Origin of the sequence: Rhodococcus wratislaviensis (assembly GCF_900455735.1) — a bacterium.
Taxonomy (GTDB): Bacteria; Actinomycetota; Actinomycetes; order Mycobacteriales; family Mycobacteriaceae; genus Rhodococcus_F; species Rhodococcus_F wratislaviensis.
This window is the reverse complement of record NZ_UAUI01000007.1, coordinates 143,053-156,870: the sequence shown is the minus strand read 5'-3', so window position 1 is coordinate 156,870 and position 13,818 is coordinate 143,053. Positions and strand designations below refer to the sequence as shown.

18 protein-coding genes and 1 other RNA gene are annotated in these 13,818 nt (G+C 69.3%); 10 read left to right on the top strand and 9 right to left on the bottom strand.

What is annotated here, in order from left to right:
* Positions 1-6: 6 nt before the first annotated feature.
* Positions 7-192, bottom strand: coding sequence for a hypothetical protein (locus DTA22_RS11705; RefSeq protein WP_009473817.1), 186 nt, complete (start codon positions 190-192; stop codon positions 7-9).
* A 403-nt stretch (positions 193-595) separates the two neighbouring features.
* Here DTA22_RS11705 and DTA22_RS11695 point away from each other — a divergent pair, with 403 nt between their 5' ends.
* Genes DTA22_RS11695 through DTA22_RS11685 form a run of 3 tightly spaced genes read left to right on the top strand, consistent with a single transcriptional unit; the run spans position 596 to position 2,107 of the window.
* A complete protein-coding gene (locus DTA22_RS11695) occupies positions 596-1,045 on the top strand; it encodes an FAS1-like dehydratase domain-containing protein (RefSeq protein WP_112299514.1) in 450 nt (149 codons plus the stop codon).
* Positions 1,042-1,461: a MaoC/PaaZ C-terminal domain-containing protein gene (locus DTA22_RS11690; protein ID WP_037226558.1), complete on the top strand. Its 420-nt coding sequence runs from the start codon at positions 1,042-1,044 to the stop codon at positions 1,459-1,461. Before DTA22_RS11695 ends, DTA22_RS11690 begins: the two co-directional genes overlap by 4 nt.
* 22 nt (positions 1,462-1,483) lie before the next feature.
* Positions 1,484-2,107 carry a LysE family translocator gene (locus tag DTA22_RS11685; protein WP_112299513.1) on the top strand — a complete coding sequence of 208 codons (624 nt, stop codon included), beginning with the start codon at positions 1,484-1,486 and terminating at the stop codon, positions 2,105-2,107.
* An 8-nt stretch (positions 2,108-2,115) separates the two neighbouring features.
* Here the strand turns inward: DTA22_RS11685 and DTA22_RS11680 are convergent, their stop codons facing one another.
* Positions 2,116-2,919: an alpha/beta fold hydrolase gene (locus tag DTA22_RS11680; RefSeq protein ID WP_037226556.1), complete on the bottom strand. Its 804-nt coding sequence runs from the start codon at positions 2,917-2,919 to the stop codon at positions 2,116-2,118.
* A 196-nt stretch (positions 2,920-3,115) separates the two neighbouring features.
* An RNA gene (gene rnpB, locus DTA22_RS11675) (RNase P RNA component class A) lies at positions 3,116-3,554 on the bottom strand.
* A 60-nt stretch (positions 3,555-3,614) separates the two neighbouring features.
* Here rnpB and DTA22_RS11670 point away from each other — a divergent pair.
* Both DTA22_RS11670 and DTA22_RS11665 read left to right on the top strand, forming a co-directional pair.
* On the top strand, positions 3,615-4,142 hold the full coding sequence (locus DTA22_RS11670; RefSeq protein ID WP_037226681.1) for a DUF1697 domain-containing protein: 528 nt from the start codon (positions 3,615-3,617) through the stop codon (positions 4,140-4,142).
* Between the two features lie 7 nt (positions 4,143-4,149).
* On the top strand, positions 4,150-5,400 hold the full coding sequence (locus tag DTA22_RS11665; protein ID WP_112299512.1) for an SLC13 family permease: 1,251 nt from the start codon (positions 4,150-4,152) through the stop codon (positions 5,398-5,400).
* Positions 5,401-5,407: 7 nt separating this feature from the next.
* On the opposite strand, the gene DTA22_RS11660 is transcribed toward DTA22_RS11665, so the two are convergent.
* The 4 genes from DTA22_RS11660 to cobC form a co-directional block, all read right to left on the bottom strand.
* Positions 5,408-6,514 carry a bifunctional RNase H/acid phosphatase gene (locus DTA22_RS11660; protein WP_112299511.1) on the bottom strand — a complete coding sequence of 369 codons (1,107 nt, stop codon included), beginning with the start codon at positions 6,512-6,514 and terminating at the stop codon, positions 5,408-5,410.
* Positions 6,511-7,248 carry a zinc ribbon domain-containing protein gene (locus tag DTA22_RS11655; protein WP_037226550.1) on the bottom strand — a complete coding sequence of 246 codons (738 nt, stop codon included), beginning with the start codon at positions 7,246-7,248 and terminating at the stop codon, positions 6,511-6,513. The genes DTA22_RS11660 and DTA22_RS11655 overlap by 4 nt, the downstream gene beginning before the upstream one ends.
* A 98-nt stretch (positions 7,249-7,346) precedes the next feature.
* Positions 7,347-8,486, bottom strand: a complete 1,140-nt coding sequence (locus tag DTA22_RS11650; RefSeq protein WP_112299510.1) for a Nif3-like dinuclear metal center hexameric protein — start codon at positions 8,484-8,486, stop codon at positions 7,347-7,349.
* On the bottom strand, positions 8,483-9,517 hold the full coding sequence (cobC, locus tag DTA22_RS11645) for an Rv2231c family pyridoxal phosphate-dependent protein CobC (RefSeq protein WP_112299509.1): 1,035 nt from the start codon (positions 9,515-9,517) through the stop codon (positions 8,483-8,485). The genes DTA22_RS11650 and cobC overlap by 4 nt, the downstream gene beginning before the upstream one ends.
* A 29-nt stretch (positions 9,518-9,546) precedes the next feature.
* Between cobC and DTA22_RS11640 the strand changes: the two genes are divergently transcribed.
* From DTA22_RS11640 to DTA22_RS11630, 3 genes are read left to right on the top strand one after another with little or no spacing between them, the layout of a single operon-like run.
* A complete protein-coding gene (locus tag DTA22_RS11640; protein WP_037226543.1) occupies positions 9,547-10,248 on the top strand; it encodes an HAD-IA family hydrolase in 702 nt (233 codons plus the stop codon).
* On the top strand, positions 10,235-10,708 hold the full coding sequence (locus tag DTA22_RS11635; protein WP_112299508.1) for a low molecular weight protein-tyrosine-phosphatase: 474 nt from the start codon (positions 10,235-10,237) through the stop codon (positions 10,706-10,708). The genes DTA22_RS11640 and DTA22_RS11635 overlap by 14 nt, the downstream gene beginning before the upstream one ends.
* A 43-nt stretch (positions 10,709-10,751) precedes the next feature.
* A complete protein-coding gene (locus tag DTA22_RS11630; RefSeq protein ID WP_174233790.1) occupies positions 10,752-11,621 on the top strand; it encodes an SURF1 family cytochrome oxidase biogenesis protein in 870 nt (289 codons plus the stop codon).
* Here DTA22_RS11630 and DTA22_RS11625 read toward each other — a convergent pair.
* A complete protein-coding gene (locus DTA22_RS11625) occupies positions 11,562-12,545 on the bottom strand; it encodes a cobalamin biosynthesis protein (RefSeq protein WP_112299506.1) in 984 nt (327 codons plus the stop codon). The two genes, DTA22_RS11630 and DTA22_RS11625, sit on opposite strands and share 60 nt — an antisense overlap.
* 49 nt (positions 12,546-12,594) lie before the next feature.
* Here DTA22_RS11625 and DTA22_RS11620 point away from each other — a divergent pair, with 49 nt between their 5' ends.
* Together DTA22_RS11620 and DTA22_RS11615 are read left to right on the top strand one after the other, a co-directional pair.
* Positions 12,595-12,957, top strand: coding sequence for a DUF5655 domain-containing protein (locus DTA22_RS11620; protein WP_112299505.1), 363 nt, complete (start codon positions 12,595-12,597; stop codon positions 12,955-12,957).
* 333 nt (positions 12,958-13,290) lie between these two features.
* Positions 13,291-13,482 (top strand): hypothetical protein, encoded by a 192-nt coding sequence (locus tag DTA22_RS11615; RefSeq protein WP_112299504.1) that lies wholly within the window; start codon positions 13,291-13,293, stop codon positions 13,480-13,482.
* 4 nt (positions 13,483-13,486) lie between these two features.
* Here the strand turns inward: DTA22_RS11615 and DTA22_RS11610 are convergent, their stop codons facing one another.
* Positions 13,487-13,684: a hypothetical protein gene (locus DTA22_RS11610; RefSeq protein WP_037226529.1), complete on the bottom strand. Its 198-nt coding sequence runs from the start codon at positions 13,682-13,684 to the stop codon at positions 13,487-13,489.
* Positions 13,685-13,818: the final 134 nt, after the last annotated feature.

Genomic DNA, 13,818 nt, shown 5'->3' with positions numbered 1-13,818 from the left:
GCAACGCTAGTTGTTCCACTCCTCGTCTGCCCGGTCCGCCGCCTTGTTCCGCTCCGCGGCGATCTGCAGCGCCTTCTCGGCGGACGCGCGGTCGGGGTACGGCCCCATCCGGGACATCGACGATGCCGCCTTCCCCTGCGTGACCGTGCCGTCATCGACGTTGTAGTACCAGAGATGATCTTCGTCAGTCATTCCCTCAGTGTGGCACCGGTGGGACGTGTGGGGTTGTGGATCACGCTCAGACTGTTACCCTCGGAGTCCTGTCCGGTGATACGGTCCCCGGCGCCGGTCAGTGCGGTGCCGATGGCTCGCCTTCCCGGCGCAGTGCCCGAACAGAGAATGGAGCGAGCATGTCAACGATCATTTTTGATCAGCTACTTCCCTACCTCGGTGCCGAAGGCGCCACCTACTGGGCCCAACTGCTGATGGTCGATCCCGTCTGACGGCTATCGATCAGTCGATACCTCGAAGCCCCCGCCGGACGTGTCCGGCGGGGGCTTCGCTGTGCAGGGGCAGGCACGCCCGCGACACATTCGTGACGTTTGTCCGAACGCTTCGCCCTGCCCCCGGGACTGGACGTCTCTAGGCTGACCTGATGGCAGTGAATCCAGCGATCGAGGGTCGTGTCTACCCACCGACCGAGCCCTACCTCGTCGGCCGCGAGAAGATCAGGGAATTCGCCCGTGCCGTCTTCGCCACCAACCCGACGTCGTTCGACGTCGACAGCGCCCGCGCGGCCGGTCACGCCGATCTCGTTGCCCCGCCCACGTTTCCCGTCATCGTGCAGGAACGTGCACTGGCGCAGCTCGTCGCGGATCCGACGTCGGGAATCGAGCCCGTCAACCTCGTGCACAGCACCGAACACGCCACGTCCGTCCGCCCGGTCGTCGCGGGCGACGAACTCTCCGCCGTGCTCACCGTCACGAACGTGATGCCACGCGGTCCGCACACGCTGCTCGTCGCCGACATCGAGATCCTCGACGCCACAGGCGATCACGTGAGCACGATGACGTCGACACTGTTCGTCAGGGGGGACGAGGAATGACCGCCCCGCAACGAATCCTGCTCGGCGACACCGTCGCAAAGGCTCGATACCACGTGACCCGCGAATCCCTGGTCCGCTATGCCGGGGCGTCCGGTGACTTCAACTCCATCCACTACCGGGACGACGTCGCGGATGCCGTGGGCCTGCCCGGCGTGCTCGCGCACGGCATGCTGACGCTGGGACTGGCGACACAGTGCGTCGTCGACTGGCTCGGCGACCCGGCACGGGTCACCGGATACCGTGCCCGCTTCACCAAGCCGGTGATCGTCGCCCCGGACGAGGGCGCGGTCGTCGAGGTCGTCGCGAAAGCCGCGCACGTCGACGAGGCCGAGGGCACCGCGAGGATCGACCTGACGGTGACGTTCGACGGGCACACGGTGCTCGGCAAGTCCCAGGTCTGGATTTCACTGCGCTGAGCGCACCCGACATACTGGGCCGATGATCGGTGTCGTGGTGACCGCGTTCGCGGTGCTCGGGCTCCTGACCGTCATTCCCGGCCCGGACATGGCTGTGGTGACCCGCGCCGGCCTGTGCGGTGGACGCGGCGCCGCGCTGCGGGCGACGTTCGGTGTGGTCGCCGGGTTGATGGTGTGGGGCGCGCTGACCGTCGTCGGGCTCGGTGCGGTGCTCGCCGCCTCGGCGGAGGCGTACACCGTCGTGAAGGTCGTCGGCGGGCTGTACCTGGTGTATCTGGGGCTCTCCACCCTGTGGCGCAGCCGGTCGCGGAAACGCGCCGCCGCGGCCGCACCTGCGCCCGTTCCGTCGCCGGGATCGAGTTGGCGGGCCGGGTTCCTGACGAATCTCCTGAACCCGAAGATCGCGGTGTTCTACACCGGCCTGCTCCCCCAGCTCGTTCCGCCCGGGTGGCCGACCGCCCCGACCCTGGCGTTGCTCGTGCTCGTCCACGGGTTTCTCGGGATCGTCTGGCTCGGCGCGTACAGCCTCCTGCTGACCCGGGCGCGCACCACGCTGGAGAAACCGTCGGTGCGACGGGTCCTGGATCGGATCACCGGAACGGTCCTCTTCGGTTTCGGCGCCGTCGTCGTCGCCGAGGCGCGGTAGGGCGGAGGTCAGTCCGGGGAGTCGCGGGAACCTGCCGAGCTGCCGCCGAGCAGAATCGTGCTGATCAGATTCGGGTCGTCGGTCATCGGGACGTGCCCGATGCCGGGCAGGACCAGTATCCGCGCCTGCGGGAAGAATCGGCGCACCCGTCGCGCCTGATACACCGGCAGAATCAGGTCCCGCCGCCCCCACGCCACCGTGACCGGAACCGTCGCGTCGACGACCGGCGGGAGGTCGAACGAGGCCGTCATCCCCTTGTCGACCAGGGCATTCGTGGTGAGCGAGTGCGCGTCGATCACGGCGTCCTCGTACGGCACCCGGCTGGGCCGCGCAAAGAAGGCGGCAAGCGAGGGATAGCGGACGGCCTTGTATCGCAGCGCCTTCGGAGCGTTCGGCCCCAGCGCCCGGGCGATTCCGCGCAGGACCCGGAACGTGTAGATGGTGCGGGCCTGATCGGCGTGGTTGACGAAGAAGCCGGCGGGCGACAGCGCCGTGGCCGAGGCGACCTCGCCCCGCGCCGCGAGAGCGAGGGACAGCCAGCCTCCGAGCGAGTTACCGGCGACGTGCGGCCGTTCGCCGGGCGGCGTCACCGAGCGGACGAACCCGCTCAGTTCCTCGAGGAGTTGATCCATCATGTCCGGGCCGTCTTCGAGTGCCGCCGATTCTCCGTGTCCCGGAAGGTCGACGGTGACCACCCGGCGATAGGGCGTCAACTGGTCCAGCAGGGCGTTCCAGGCCTGCCGGCGATGCACCACCCCGTGCACGAGTATCAGAGTGGGGCCGGATCCGGCGATGTCGTGGGGCAAGTCCATGGACAGATGTTACCGCTATCACGAGTTACATTTACTGCTGCCGATAGAGGGGCCCCGTCGCCCACGGACGTGGGCGACGGGCCCCGGCATCGACCCCGATTCGGGTCAGTCGGGCCGTTGCGGGAAAGATGCTAACCGGTCTGTTTGTTACTCGCCAGTCAGGGTCGCGACCTCGCCGACCGGCGCGCAGGTGAGGCGGACGAGTTGGCGTGTAAGCCGGATCCTGTCCCCGAGCGCCGAAGCGCCGGGTGGCGACCATCCATCTGGGCACACCGTCGCCGGGTACCTCGAGCGGTTCACCCGCAGGCTCGGGCGAGCAGCCCTCGAACACCTGCGCAGCCGCACCGGAATCCCGAAGGATCCGGTGCGGCCTTCAACCTTGCTCCGGGCGGGGTTTACCTAGCCACCCCGGTCACCCGGGGTGCTGGTGCGCTCTTACCGCACCGTTTCACCCTGACCGACGCCTCACCCCGGAGGATGTGGCGCCGGCGGTCTGTTTTCTGTGGCACTGTCCCGCGAGTCACCTCGGGTTGCCGTTAACAACCGCCCTGCTCTGTGGAGTCCGGACTTTCCTCGACTCGGGGCCTGTGCACTGATGTGCTGGTTCCCTGTGCCGCGGTCGCCCGGCCAACTCGTCCGCCCGATCAGCCTACAGTTCGCGCGAACGTGTCATGCCGCCGCACTATGGTCTGATCATGACCCGATACGCCGCCCTCCTGCGCGGTATCAATGTGGGCGGCATCAACATCAAGATGGCCGACCTCCGCAACACCTTCGTCGACCTGGGATTCGAGAACGTGAAGACCGTTCTCGCGTCGGGCAACGTGCTCTTCGATTCCGACCGCGACGACGTCCCCGCACTGAAGAGTGAGATCGAAGCCGGGCTGCGTGCCGAATTCCACTACGAAGCCTGGGTTTTCGTCCTCGACCTCGACACGGTACGGAAGATCGTCGACGACTACCCGTTCGACCCCGAGCGAGAAGGCTGGCACCCGTACGTGCTGGTGACGCCCGAACCCGAGGTCCTGGACACACTTCTGAGCATCGGGGACGAGCTGGATCCGGACGTCGAACGGGTACAGGCCGGCGACGGCGTCCTGTACTGGGAAGTCGAACGGGGCATGACGCTGAAGAGCAGGTTCGGCAAGAGCACCGGCGCTCCCAAGCTCAAGGCGTTCACCACGACCCGGAATCTGCGCACGCTCCACAAGCTCCTGAAGTGACCCCTCGGTGACAGTTCTGGCGGTGGCGCTCGTCGCCGGAGTCCTCGTCTTCGCGGTCGTGCGTCCACGCAAGCTGCCCGAGATCGTCGCGGCCGCACCGGCCGCCGTCGTCGTCCTGGCCACCGGTCTGGTGACGCCGACGGCGGCCTGGGACGAAGTGTCCGAGATGGCCCCGACCGTCGGGTTCCTGGCGGCGATCCTCGTCCTTGCGCACCTCGCGGACGCCATGGGGGTGTTCACCTGGATCGCGGGCCGGTTGCGGCGCGGGGCGCGGGGGGATCCGAAGAGGCTGCTGACTCTCGTGTTCGGAGCTGCGGCGCTGACCACCGCGGTGCTGAGTCTCGATGCCACGGTGGTCCTGCTGACACCGGCGGTGATCGCCACGGCCCGCTCGCTGCGGATGGACCCGCGCCCCCATTCGTATGCCACCGCGCACCTGTCGAACACCGCGTCGACCCTGCTGCCCGTCTCCAATCTCACGAACCTCATCGCGTTCTCGGCGACCGGGTTGACCTTCCTGCATTTCACCGCCGTGATGGCGCTGCCGTGGGCAGTGGCGGTCGTCGTCGAACTGGTCCTGTTCCGCGTGTTCTTCCGGCGTCACCTCGACCGGCCCGAAGCCGAGCCGGAGCCGAAGCGCGATCCGCCGGCGCCGGTAGTCGCACTGTCGATCATCGCGGCCACACTCCTGGGGTTCGCGGTGTCCGGCTTCGTCGGTGTCGCCCCGGCGTGGGTGGCCGCGGCGGGGGCGATCGTGCTGGGCGTCGTCGCCCTGCGCGACGGCCGGACCAGCATGGGCCGGATCGTGTACTCGATCGACGTGTGGTTCTGCGGGTTCGTCCTGATCCTCGGCGTCGTCGTGGCCGGGGTCGCGAACGGTCCGATCGGCGAATGGATCGGGACGCGGCTGCCCACCGACACGTCGTTCACGGCACTGCTCACGATGGCCGTCGTCGCCGCGGTCGCCGCGAACCTGGTGAACAACCTCCCCGCCACGCTGCTCCTGCTGGCAGCGCTCGGACCGCACGCTCCGACCGGACTCGTGCTGGCGATGCTGCTCGGTGTGAACCTCGGCCCCAACCTCACGTACGTGGGGTCGCTGGCGATCATGTTGTGGCGGCGCGTGGCCGCGCGCGCCGGATCTCCCGCAGATCTCCGGACGTTCACGATTCTCGCGCTGGTGACCACGCCATTGACCCTGCTCGCCGCGGTCGGTGCCCTCTGGGCCTGTGAGTACTTGTCAACCGCCCGCGGTTAACAAGTACTCACAGGTGGGAGGTGTCGTTGACCAGGCGGACGGACGAGCCGCCGTCGGGATAGAACTCGGCGATGCTCAGCGACGCCAGATCCAGATGCAGCCGGTACAGCAGGGAGGGTCCCGCGTCGAGCGCCAACTGCAACAGGGTCTTGATGGGGGTCACGTGGGTGACCACCAGGATCGTGGAGCCGGCGTAGGAAGCGGTGAGGTCGTCGCGGACCTTCAGGATGCGCTCCCGCACCTCGTCGAAGCTCTCCCCCGCAGGCGGGCACACCGACGTATCCGACAACCACTTGCGGTGCAGTTCGGGGTCGCGGTCGGCAGCCTCCCGGAACGTGAGGCCCTCCCACTCGCCGAAGTCGGTTTCGGTGAGGCCCTCGTGCACGGTGACCGGGAGCCCGAGGACCTTCGCCGCCGCCGTCGCGGTCTGCTGCGCGCGCCCCAACGGGGACGACACCACGGCCGCGATTCCGCTGTTGCCCGCGAAGCGGGCGGCCGCGCCGTTCGCCTGGGCCTGCCCGATCTCGGTGAGGGCGGGATTCCCTCGACCCGAGTACCGCCGGTCGACGGACAGCGCGGTCTGCCCGTGCCGGAGCAGCAGCATCCGGGTCGGGGCGCCCGTCGTGTCCATCCAGCCCGGCGCCGCGGGGGTGGTCTTCTCCGACTGGACGGCAGCCGGTTCCGGTTCGGCGTCGGAAATGCCGGCGGCGCCGTCCATGGCCTCGTTGGCGAGGCGGTCGGCGTGCGCGTTCTCCGCCCGCGGAATCCACGTGTAGGACACGCGATCGAACTGCCGGGCCAGTGTGGACGCCTGACGCTGCAGCGGAATCATGTCCGGGTGCTTCACCTTCCAGCGCCCGGACATCTGCTCGACCACCAGTTTGGAGTCCATCCGCACCTCCACCTCGGACGCGCCGAGTTCGGCGGCGGCGTCGAGACCGGCGATCAGGCCCCGGTACTCGGCGACGTTGTTCGTGGCGATCCCGAGGCTCTCCTTACGCTCCGCGAGTACGGTGCCGTGGTCGGCGTCGAACACCACGGCGCCGTAGCCGGCGGGTCCGGGATTGCCGCGCGAACCACCGTCGGCCTCGACGACGACCCGACCGGCACTCACAGACCCGACTCCTTGGTGCGCACCAGGATCGCGCCGCATTCGGAGCAGCGCGCGACGACGTCGGGTGCGCTCGCGGTGATGCGGGCGATCTCGCCGCGGTCGAGTTCGATGCGGCACGCTCCGCAGCGCCGCGCCTGCAGCAGTGCCGCACCGACACCGTTCTGGCTGCGCTGCTTCTCGTAGACGGCGATGAGATCGGCGGGGAACTGGTCGGCCAGCGCCGTGCGGTCGCGGATGCAGCGCTGCTCGGCGGCGTCCAGATCCGCGACGGCGTCGTCCCGGCGGCGGGCGGCGTCGATGAGGTCATCCTCGATCTGCGACAGCTGCGCGCCGGCGTGGTCGTGGTCGGATTGCGACGCTTCGCGCCGTTCCATCACCTCGAGCAATTCGTCCTCGAGCAGTCCCTGACGGCGGACGAGGCTGCCGAGTTCGTGTTCGAGTTCGGTGAGCTGCTTCGATCCGACCGTTCCGCTCTGGAGCAGCGTGCGGTCGCGGTCCTCGCGCTGACGGACGGCGTCGACCTCACCTTCGAGCTTGCGGATGTCGCGGTCGAGATCGTCGAGGACGATTTCGACGGCCACGGCCGCGTCCTTACGGGTGACGCGCTCCGCCTCGAGCCGCTCGACTTCCTGACGCTCGGGAAGCGCGGTGCGTCGGTGGGCGATCCTCGACAGCTCCGCATCGACGCCGGCGAGGTCGAGAAGCTTGGACTGCACCTGTGGTTCGACGTTCACGCGTGGTAACTCCTGCTGTCTTCTGTGAAGGGTTCTTGTGTGCAGATTGCTGGGTGTCAACCGTACCCCGGCGGATCACGGGTTTCGGCCGGACGGCGCTACGACGGCGACGCGCTGACCGACCACGGATCGGTCCGTACGGCCGACACCCGCACCTGCCATTCCGGCGTCCGGCCGAAAGCGGTGTCGAGGACGCCCTTGGCCTGGTCACACCACGGCTGCTCGCTCGCCCAGTGCGCGACGTCGATGAGGGCCGGGCCTCCGGCGCGCAGGTGCTCGTCCGCCGGGTGGTGTCGCAGATCGGCGGTGACGTAGGCGTCCACGCCGAGCCGTGCGACGGCGTCCAGGTAGGAGTCGCCCGAGCCGCCGCACACCGCGACGGTGCGGATCGTGGCGTCGGGGTCGCCCGCCGCGCGCACGCCCCACGTCGTGGCGGGGAGCGCGTCCGCCACCCGGCCGGTGAAGTCGCGCAGCGACAGCGGCTCGGAGAGCTCCCCGACCCGCCCGAGGCCGCGGGGTCCGGGGAACGTCGCCATCTCGAAGACGTCGAACGCGACCTCCTCGTACGGGTGGGCGGCGCGCATCGCGGCGAGCACCTTCTGCCGGATGCCGCGCGGGGCGATCACCTCCACCCGGCTCTCCTCGACACGTTCGAGCGCACCGACCGCACCGAGGGTGGGGTTCGCGCCGTCGGTCGGGAGGAACTGGCCCTGCCCGGTGACGGACCAGCTGCAGTCGCGGTAGTTGCCGATGTGACCGGCGCCCGCGTCGAACAGGGCGCGACGCACCGCGTCTGCGTCGCCTGCCGGGACCAGGACGACCCACTTGTCGAGGTTCTCGGTGGGCTGCGGGTCGATCGGCCCGGTGACGGTGAGTCCGAGCGCCGCTGCCAGGGCGTCGGACACGCCGGGGTCCGCGGAGTCGGCGTTGGTGTGTGCGGTGAACAGGGCGCATCCGGCCTTGATCAGCTTGTGGACGAGCGCACCCTTCGGTGTGTGAGCGCCGACGGTGTCGACGCCCCGCAGCAGCAGCGGGTGGTGGACGAGCAGAAGGTCGGCGCCGGCGTCGATCGCCTCGTCGACCACCGCGGCGGTCGGATCGACCGCGATCGTCACCGTCGCCACCGTGTCGTCGGGGTCGCCGCATACGAGGCCGACGGAGTCCCACGATTCGGCGAGGGCGGGCGGGTACGCCGCGTCCAGGGTCGCGATCACGTCGGCGAGACGCACCGGGTTCACAGGATCTCCTTCATCGTCTCGATCAGGACGTCGGCCTGCTCTCGGGGGCGCACCGCGACCCGGAGGAAGTCGGGACCGAGTCCGGGGAACGTGTCGCACCGCCGCACGGCGATGCCGCGCTCGCGTAGTTGCTTCCGCACGAGTTCGCCGTCCGGCAGTCGGAGCAGCAGGAACGGTGCGGCGGCGGGCTGGTGCACCGCGACGCCGATCGCGTTCAGCCGCCGGATCATGTCGGCCCGCCACGCGCCCAGCACGACGGCGTGCTCGCGGGCGGCGGCGACGGCGTCCGGTTCGCTGCATGCGGCGATCGCCTCCACCTGCAGGCTTCCCAGTGGCCAGTGCGCCCGCCCCACCTGCAGGCGTTCGAGAACCTCCGGGGAGCCGAGGGCGTACCCGCAGCGCAGTCCGGCCAGAGCCCACGTCTTGGTGAGGCTGCGCAGCACCAGCACGTCGGGCAGCGAACGACCGGCGAGCGACTCGGCCTCGCCCGGCACCGCGTCGGCGAACGCCTCGTCGACCACGACGATCCGCCCGGGCCGGCGCAGCCGCAGGATCTCCTCCGCCGAGTGCAGTACCGAGGTGGGATTGGTCGGGTTGCCGATCACCACCAGGTCGGCGGATCCGGGGACCGCAGCGGCGTCCAGAACGTACGGATCGTCGAGCAGCACCTGCGTGACGGGCACGTTCGCCTCCCGCAGCGCCCACTCCGGTTCCGTGAACGACGGATGGATCAGCGCCGCCTCCCGGACCCCGAGCCGCGGGAGCAGGGAGAAGCCCTCGGCCCCACCCGAGAGCAGCAGCACCTCGTCGGGCGAGCGGCCGTGCCGGGAGGCCACGGCGCTCCGGGCGGCGCGATCGGCAGCGACGGTGGGATAGGAGCCCAGGCGCGGCAACGCGTCCGCAAGCCGCAGTCGCAGCCATTCGGGGGGCCCGTCGCCCTGCACGTTCACTGCGAAATCGAGGAGACCGGGGCCCGCATCCACGTCTCCGTGGTGACGCAGGCTCTCCCGGCTACCGGCACGAATGTCCACAGCTGTCGAGCCTAAGGGACAATGGTCCGGTGACATCTCTCTCCACCTCCCCGTCCTCCGCCCCTTCTGCTCTGTCGGCTCCGATCGTGCTGTTCGATCTCGACGGCACCCTCACCGACTCCGCGCCCGGCATTCACGCCGGGTTCCGTCATGCGCTCGCGACGATCGGTCAGCCGGAACCGACCGACGAGATGATCGACGCCGTCATCGGCCCGCCGATGATCGACACGTTCCGGTCGATGGGGCTGGACGAAGACGTCGTGCAGCGAGCGATCGCCGCCTACTTCGAGCGCTACGACAACGTGGGGTGGGCGGAGAACGCCGTCTTCGACGGCATCGAGAAGGTGCTGATCGACGCCCGCGACAGCGGCAGGAGGCTCGCCGTCGCCACGTCGAAGTCCGAACGGTTCGCGATCCGCATCCTCGAGCACTTCGAACTGGCCCACTACTTCGAGTTCATCGGCGGCGCCAGCGACGACGGCAGTCGCCGCGCCAAGTCGGACGTGATCGCCCACTCCCTCCGGAACCTGGGAGTCACCGCCACCGAGGGCGCCACCCCCGACGTCCTGATGGTCGGCGACCGTGACCACGACGTCCTCGGTGCCGCGCACTGGGGCATCCCTGCGGTGTTCGTCGAGTGGGGTTACGGTTTCCCGGCCGAGGCCGAGCGCGCGCACACGACGGCGCAGACCGTCGCCCACCTCGGGAAGATGCTCGATGACGCGGCCTGACACCCCGTTGCACGTGACGTTCGTGTGCACCGGCAACATCTGCCGCTCCCCCATGGCCGAGAAGATCTTCGCCGAACACCTCCGCCGGGAAGCCCTCGACGACCGGGTGATGGTGAGCAGCGCCGGGACCCACGGCTGGCACGTCGGCCGCGAGGCCGACATCCGCACCAACGAGACCCTGAAGCTGAACGGGTACCCGACGGGCCACACGGCAGCGGAGGTCGGGCCGTTTCATCTCGGCGCCGATCTGGTGGTCGCTCTCGCGGCCAACCACGACCGTGAGCTTGCCCACATGGGCGTGCCCGACGAACGCCGACGGCTGCTGCGCAGCTTCGACCCGGATGCGGACACGTCGTCCGTCCCCGACCCCTTCTACGGCGACCTCGAGGACTTCGAGCGGGTCCGCCTGCAGATCGAGGCCGCGGTGCCCGGGCTGCTCGACTGGGTGCGCAGCCGGTAACCCACGATCAGGGTCCCCACCTGCGAGCGGCTACCGTGGAGGCGTGCGAAGGCTGAGATTTCTGTTGCGACCCGGCTGGTTGGTGTTGGCCTTGGTGGTCGCCGGATTCGCATTCATGTGTTTCTACGTGCTCGCTCCGTGGCAGCTCGGCAAGAACACGTCGACGGAGCACCGGAACCAGCTGATCGCCGACTCGGTCGACGCCGATCCCGTCCCGCTGGAGACGCTGCTGTCCGGCGTGGCGCCGAATCCGGACGACGAGTGGCGCCGCGTCACCGCGACGGGCTCCTACGTCCAGAACAGTGATCTGCTGGTCCGGTTGCGGTCCATCGAATCGCAGCCCGCGTACGAGGTCCTGACGCCGCTGCAACTGGCCGACGGTCGCACGATTCTGGTCAACCGCGGCTACGTCCGACCGGTCCAGGGAACCGAGCCGCCGCCGGTGGATCCGCCACCGGCCGGGCAGGTGACGCTCGACGGTCGCGTGCGCAAGTCCGAGGGCACCATCGCAGGCAAGGAGCCGATCGACGAGAACGGGCTCCGCCAGGTGTACTACATCGACGCGGGTCAGATCGGCGGTTTCATCGGCACCGATCTCGTCGACGCGTACGTGCAACTCGAACCCGATCAGCCCGGCGGGCTCGGGACCATCCCGCTCCCCCAACTCGACGCGGGCCCGTACCTGTCGTACGGCTTGCAGTGGCTGGCGTTCGGCATCATGGCCCCGCTCGGCCTGGCCTACTTCATCCGCGCGGAGTGGCGGGAACGCCGCAAGGAGAAGTCCGCGAAGACCTCCGACGACTCCGCTCCGGTGGCGCGGAAGAAGCCGTTCACCCGAAGCAAGCCGGTGGAATCAGCGCCGCGGACGGCGGCGGAAGCGAAGTTGGCCGACCGCTACGGCAAGGGCCGCTGACACCAGCGCCGCACCGACCTGCACCGCCGCGGACAGCCGCACCGCACGGTCGAGGTCGACCGGCCGGGGCGACGGCCCGGAGCCGAGGACGGGTCGCATCTCGACGCCGTGCGCGTACTCGGTGCGCCCGCCCAACGAGATCCCGAGTGCGCCCGCCGCGCTGGCCTCCGCGACGCCGGCGTTGGGGCTGGGGTGCTGGGACGCGTCGCGCCGCCACGCCTCCCACGCCTCGTTCGGCGACCCACCCACCGTCGGTGCGGCCGCGGCGGACAGCGCACCCGTCAGGCGGGCGGGCAGCAGGTTGAGGACGTCGTCCCACCGCGCCGCTGCCCAGCCGAAGTTGCGGTACTTCGGCGAGCGGTAGCCGACCATCGCGTCCAGGGTGTTGGACGCCCGGTAGACGAACAGTCCGGGGATTCCGGCCACCGCGCCCCACACGAATGCCCCGACCGCCGAGTCGGACGTGTTCTCGGCCACCGACTCCAGCGTCGCCCGGGTGAGTCCGTCGACGCCGAGCACGCTGGGGTCGCGACCGCACAGCGACGGCAGCAGGGCGCGGGCGGCGGCGAGATCGTCCGCCTCCAGGTGTGCGGCCATGGTCGATCCGGTCCGTCCCAGCGACGTTCCGCCGAGCACGGCCCACGTCGCGGCGGCCGTTCCGGCCGCCTCGCCTGCCCATCCCCCGCGCCGCGCCACCCGCGTCGCGGCGACCCCCAGCCCTGCCGCTCCGCCGACGAGGACGGCCACGTGCAGGATCCCGGCCGACCGGGAGTCGCGGTACGTCGCCTTCTCCAATGCCATTGCCGTGCGGCCGAATCCGGCCACGGGATGCCACCGGACGGGATCGGCGAACACACGGTCGGCGGCGAAGCCGAGCAGCAGGCCGGCAGCACGCGCTGTCGCGGGACGGGAGGTTCGATGCACGCCGATATTTGTATCAACTAACGTTGCAGGCGATGTAAAGGAGCGTCCCATGAGTGCCGCGATCGACGAGTACCTGGCAGGCAAGGACCCGGACGCCACCGAGCGCCTACTGCAGTTCCGTGACCTCGTCCTCGCGTGCGGCGAGGTGGACGAGCGGGTCCACCGGACCGAGATCGCGTGGGCTCGTACCCGCGTCTTCGCTGCCGCGTTCATCTATTCGTCGCGGCTCGAGATCGCCCTCGACCTGCGCCGGCGCGTCCATCACCCGCAGCTACGCGAGGCGTTTCCCACCACGAAGACGGTGATCACGCACCGCTTGACGATCACCTCCGACGATCAGCTCGACGACACCCTCGCCGCGCTCCTCGCCGAGGCCTACGACACCGTGGGTCCGGGCACTCGCGCACGCTAGCTGGGGGCGCAATTGCGCACCGATTCGCCGGAAACCCGCGCAAGAGCGGGGTGCGTCTCACCACTCCGCCGGTAGCTGCGATCGACGCACCCGTCCCGGTCGGAATGTCGGATTCCTGAAACTCTGCTGAGTATCTCGCCAAGCGCCCTTTCCTGCGCCTACCATGGTAAATGCCGCCTCGTTCCCCCCATTCAGGGGCGGCGCACGGCCCCGCCCTGCTCACATCTTCGGTGCTGACTCAACACACCCACGTGGCCCGGCGGGGTTCTGCGCGTCCGCTGGAAATTCGTGTGAGGCATTGGTTTCGCCGACTGCGCCTGGGACGATCGAGAGGTGTGCAGCGACCTGACGAAGCTCGGCGACGACGAACTGCTCGCCCGGCTGGACGAGCACCGAGCCCTGCTCGGCGAGTCGATCGCGAACGACTACGGCTGCGAAACGGTCCGCGGAGTCACCAGCCGGATCACAGAATTCGAGGCCGAACTCGATCGCCGCGGCTCCGCGACCACGCGAGACGCGACCTGACGGGCTACGTGCGGGACCTGCGGCTCGTGGCGGGAGCGGACCAGAGCCCGCTCACTTCCCCGCCTTCCTCGTAGCGGTCGATCTTCACGATGCCCGCCCCGGGTTCGGTGGGCCGGTGCGTCTCGTTGACGGCCTGGAAGTCTGATTCGAAGGTCTTGTCGCTCGACGTGCCGTTGCGCAGCGTCACCTTGTACCTGGGCATGTCAGGAATATGCCACTGCAGGCGAAGCTCTGGGCGCTGAACAGGTTAACTCCACGAAACCGGTCACCGCACCGCAGCTGAACTGAAATGACACACATCTGTGTCATTTCAGTCAGAACTGCTATCTTCGGTGT

What these genes read in the sequence shown, in the direction of transcription:
- DTA22_RS11705 (WP_009473817.1), bottom strand. Translation starts at nt 192, where the DNA reads ATGACTGACGAAGATCATCTCTGGTACTACAACGTCGATGACGGCACG.
- DTA22_RS11695 (WP_112299514.1), top strand. Translation starts at nt 596, where the DNA reads ATGGCAGTGAATCCAGCGATCGAGGGTCGTGTCTACCCACCGACCGAG.
- DTA22_RS11690 (WP_037226558.1), top strand. Translation starts at nt 1,042, where the DNA reads ATGACCGCCCCGCAACGAATCCTGCTCGGCGACACCGTCGCAAAGGCT.
- DTA22_RS11685 (WP_112299513.1), top strand. Translation starts at nt 1,484, where the DNA reads ATGATCGGTGTCGTGGTGACCGCGTTCGCGGTGCTCGGGCTCCTGACC.
- DTA22_RS11680 (WP_037226556.1), bottom strand. Translation starts at nt 2,919, where the DNA reads ATGGACTTGCCCCACGACATCGCCGGATCCGGCCCCACTCTGATACTC.
- DTA22_RS11670 (WP_037226681.1), top strand. Translation starts at nt 3,615, where the DNA reads ATGACCCGATACGCCGCCCTCCTGCGCGGTATCAATGTGGGCGGCATC.
- DTA22_RS11635 (WP_112299508.1), top strand. Translation starts at nt 10,235, where the DNA reads ATGACGCGGCCTGACACCCCGTTGCACGTGACGTTCGTGTGCACCGGC.
- DTA22_RS11620 (WP_112299505.1), top strand. Translation starts at nt 12,595, where the DNA reads ATGAGTGCCGCGATCGACGAGTACCTGGCAGGCAAGGACCCGGACGCC.
- DTA22_RS11610 (WP_037226529.1), bottom strand. Translation starts at nt 13,684, where the DNA reads ATGCCCAGGTACAAGGTGACGCTGCGCAACGGCACGTCGAGCGACAAG.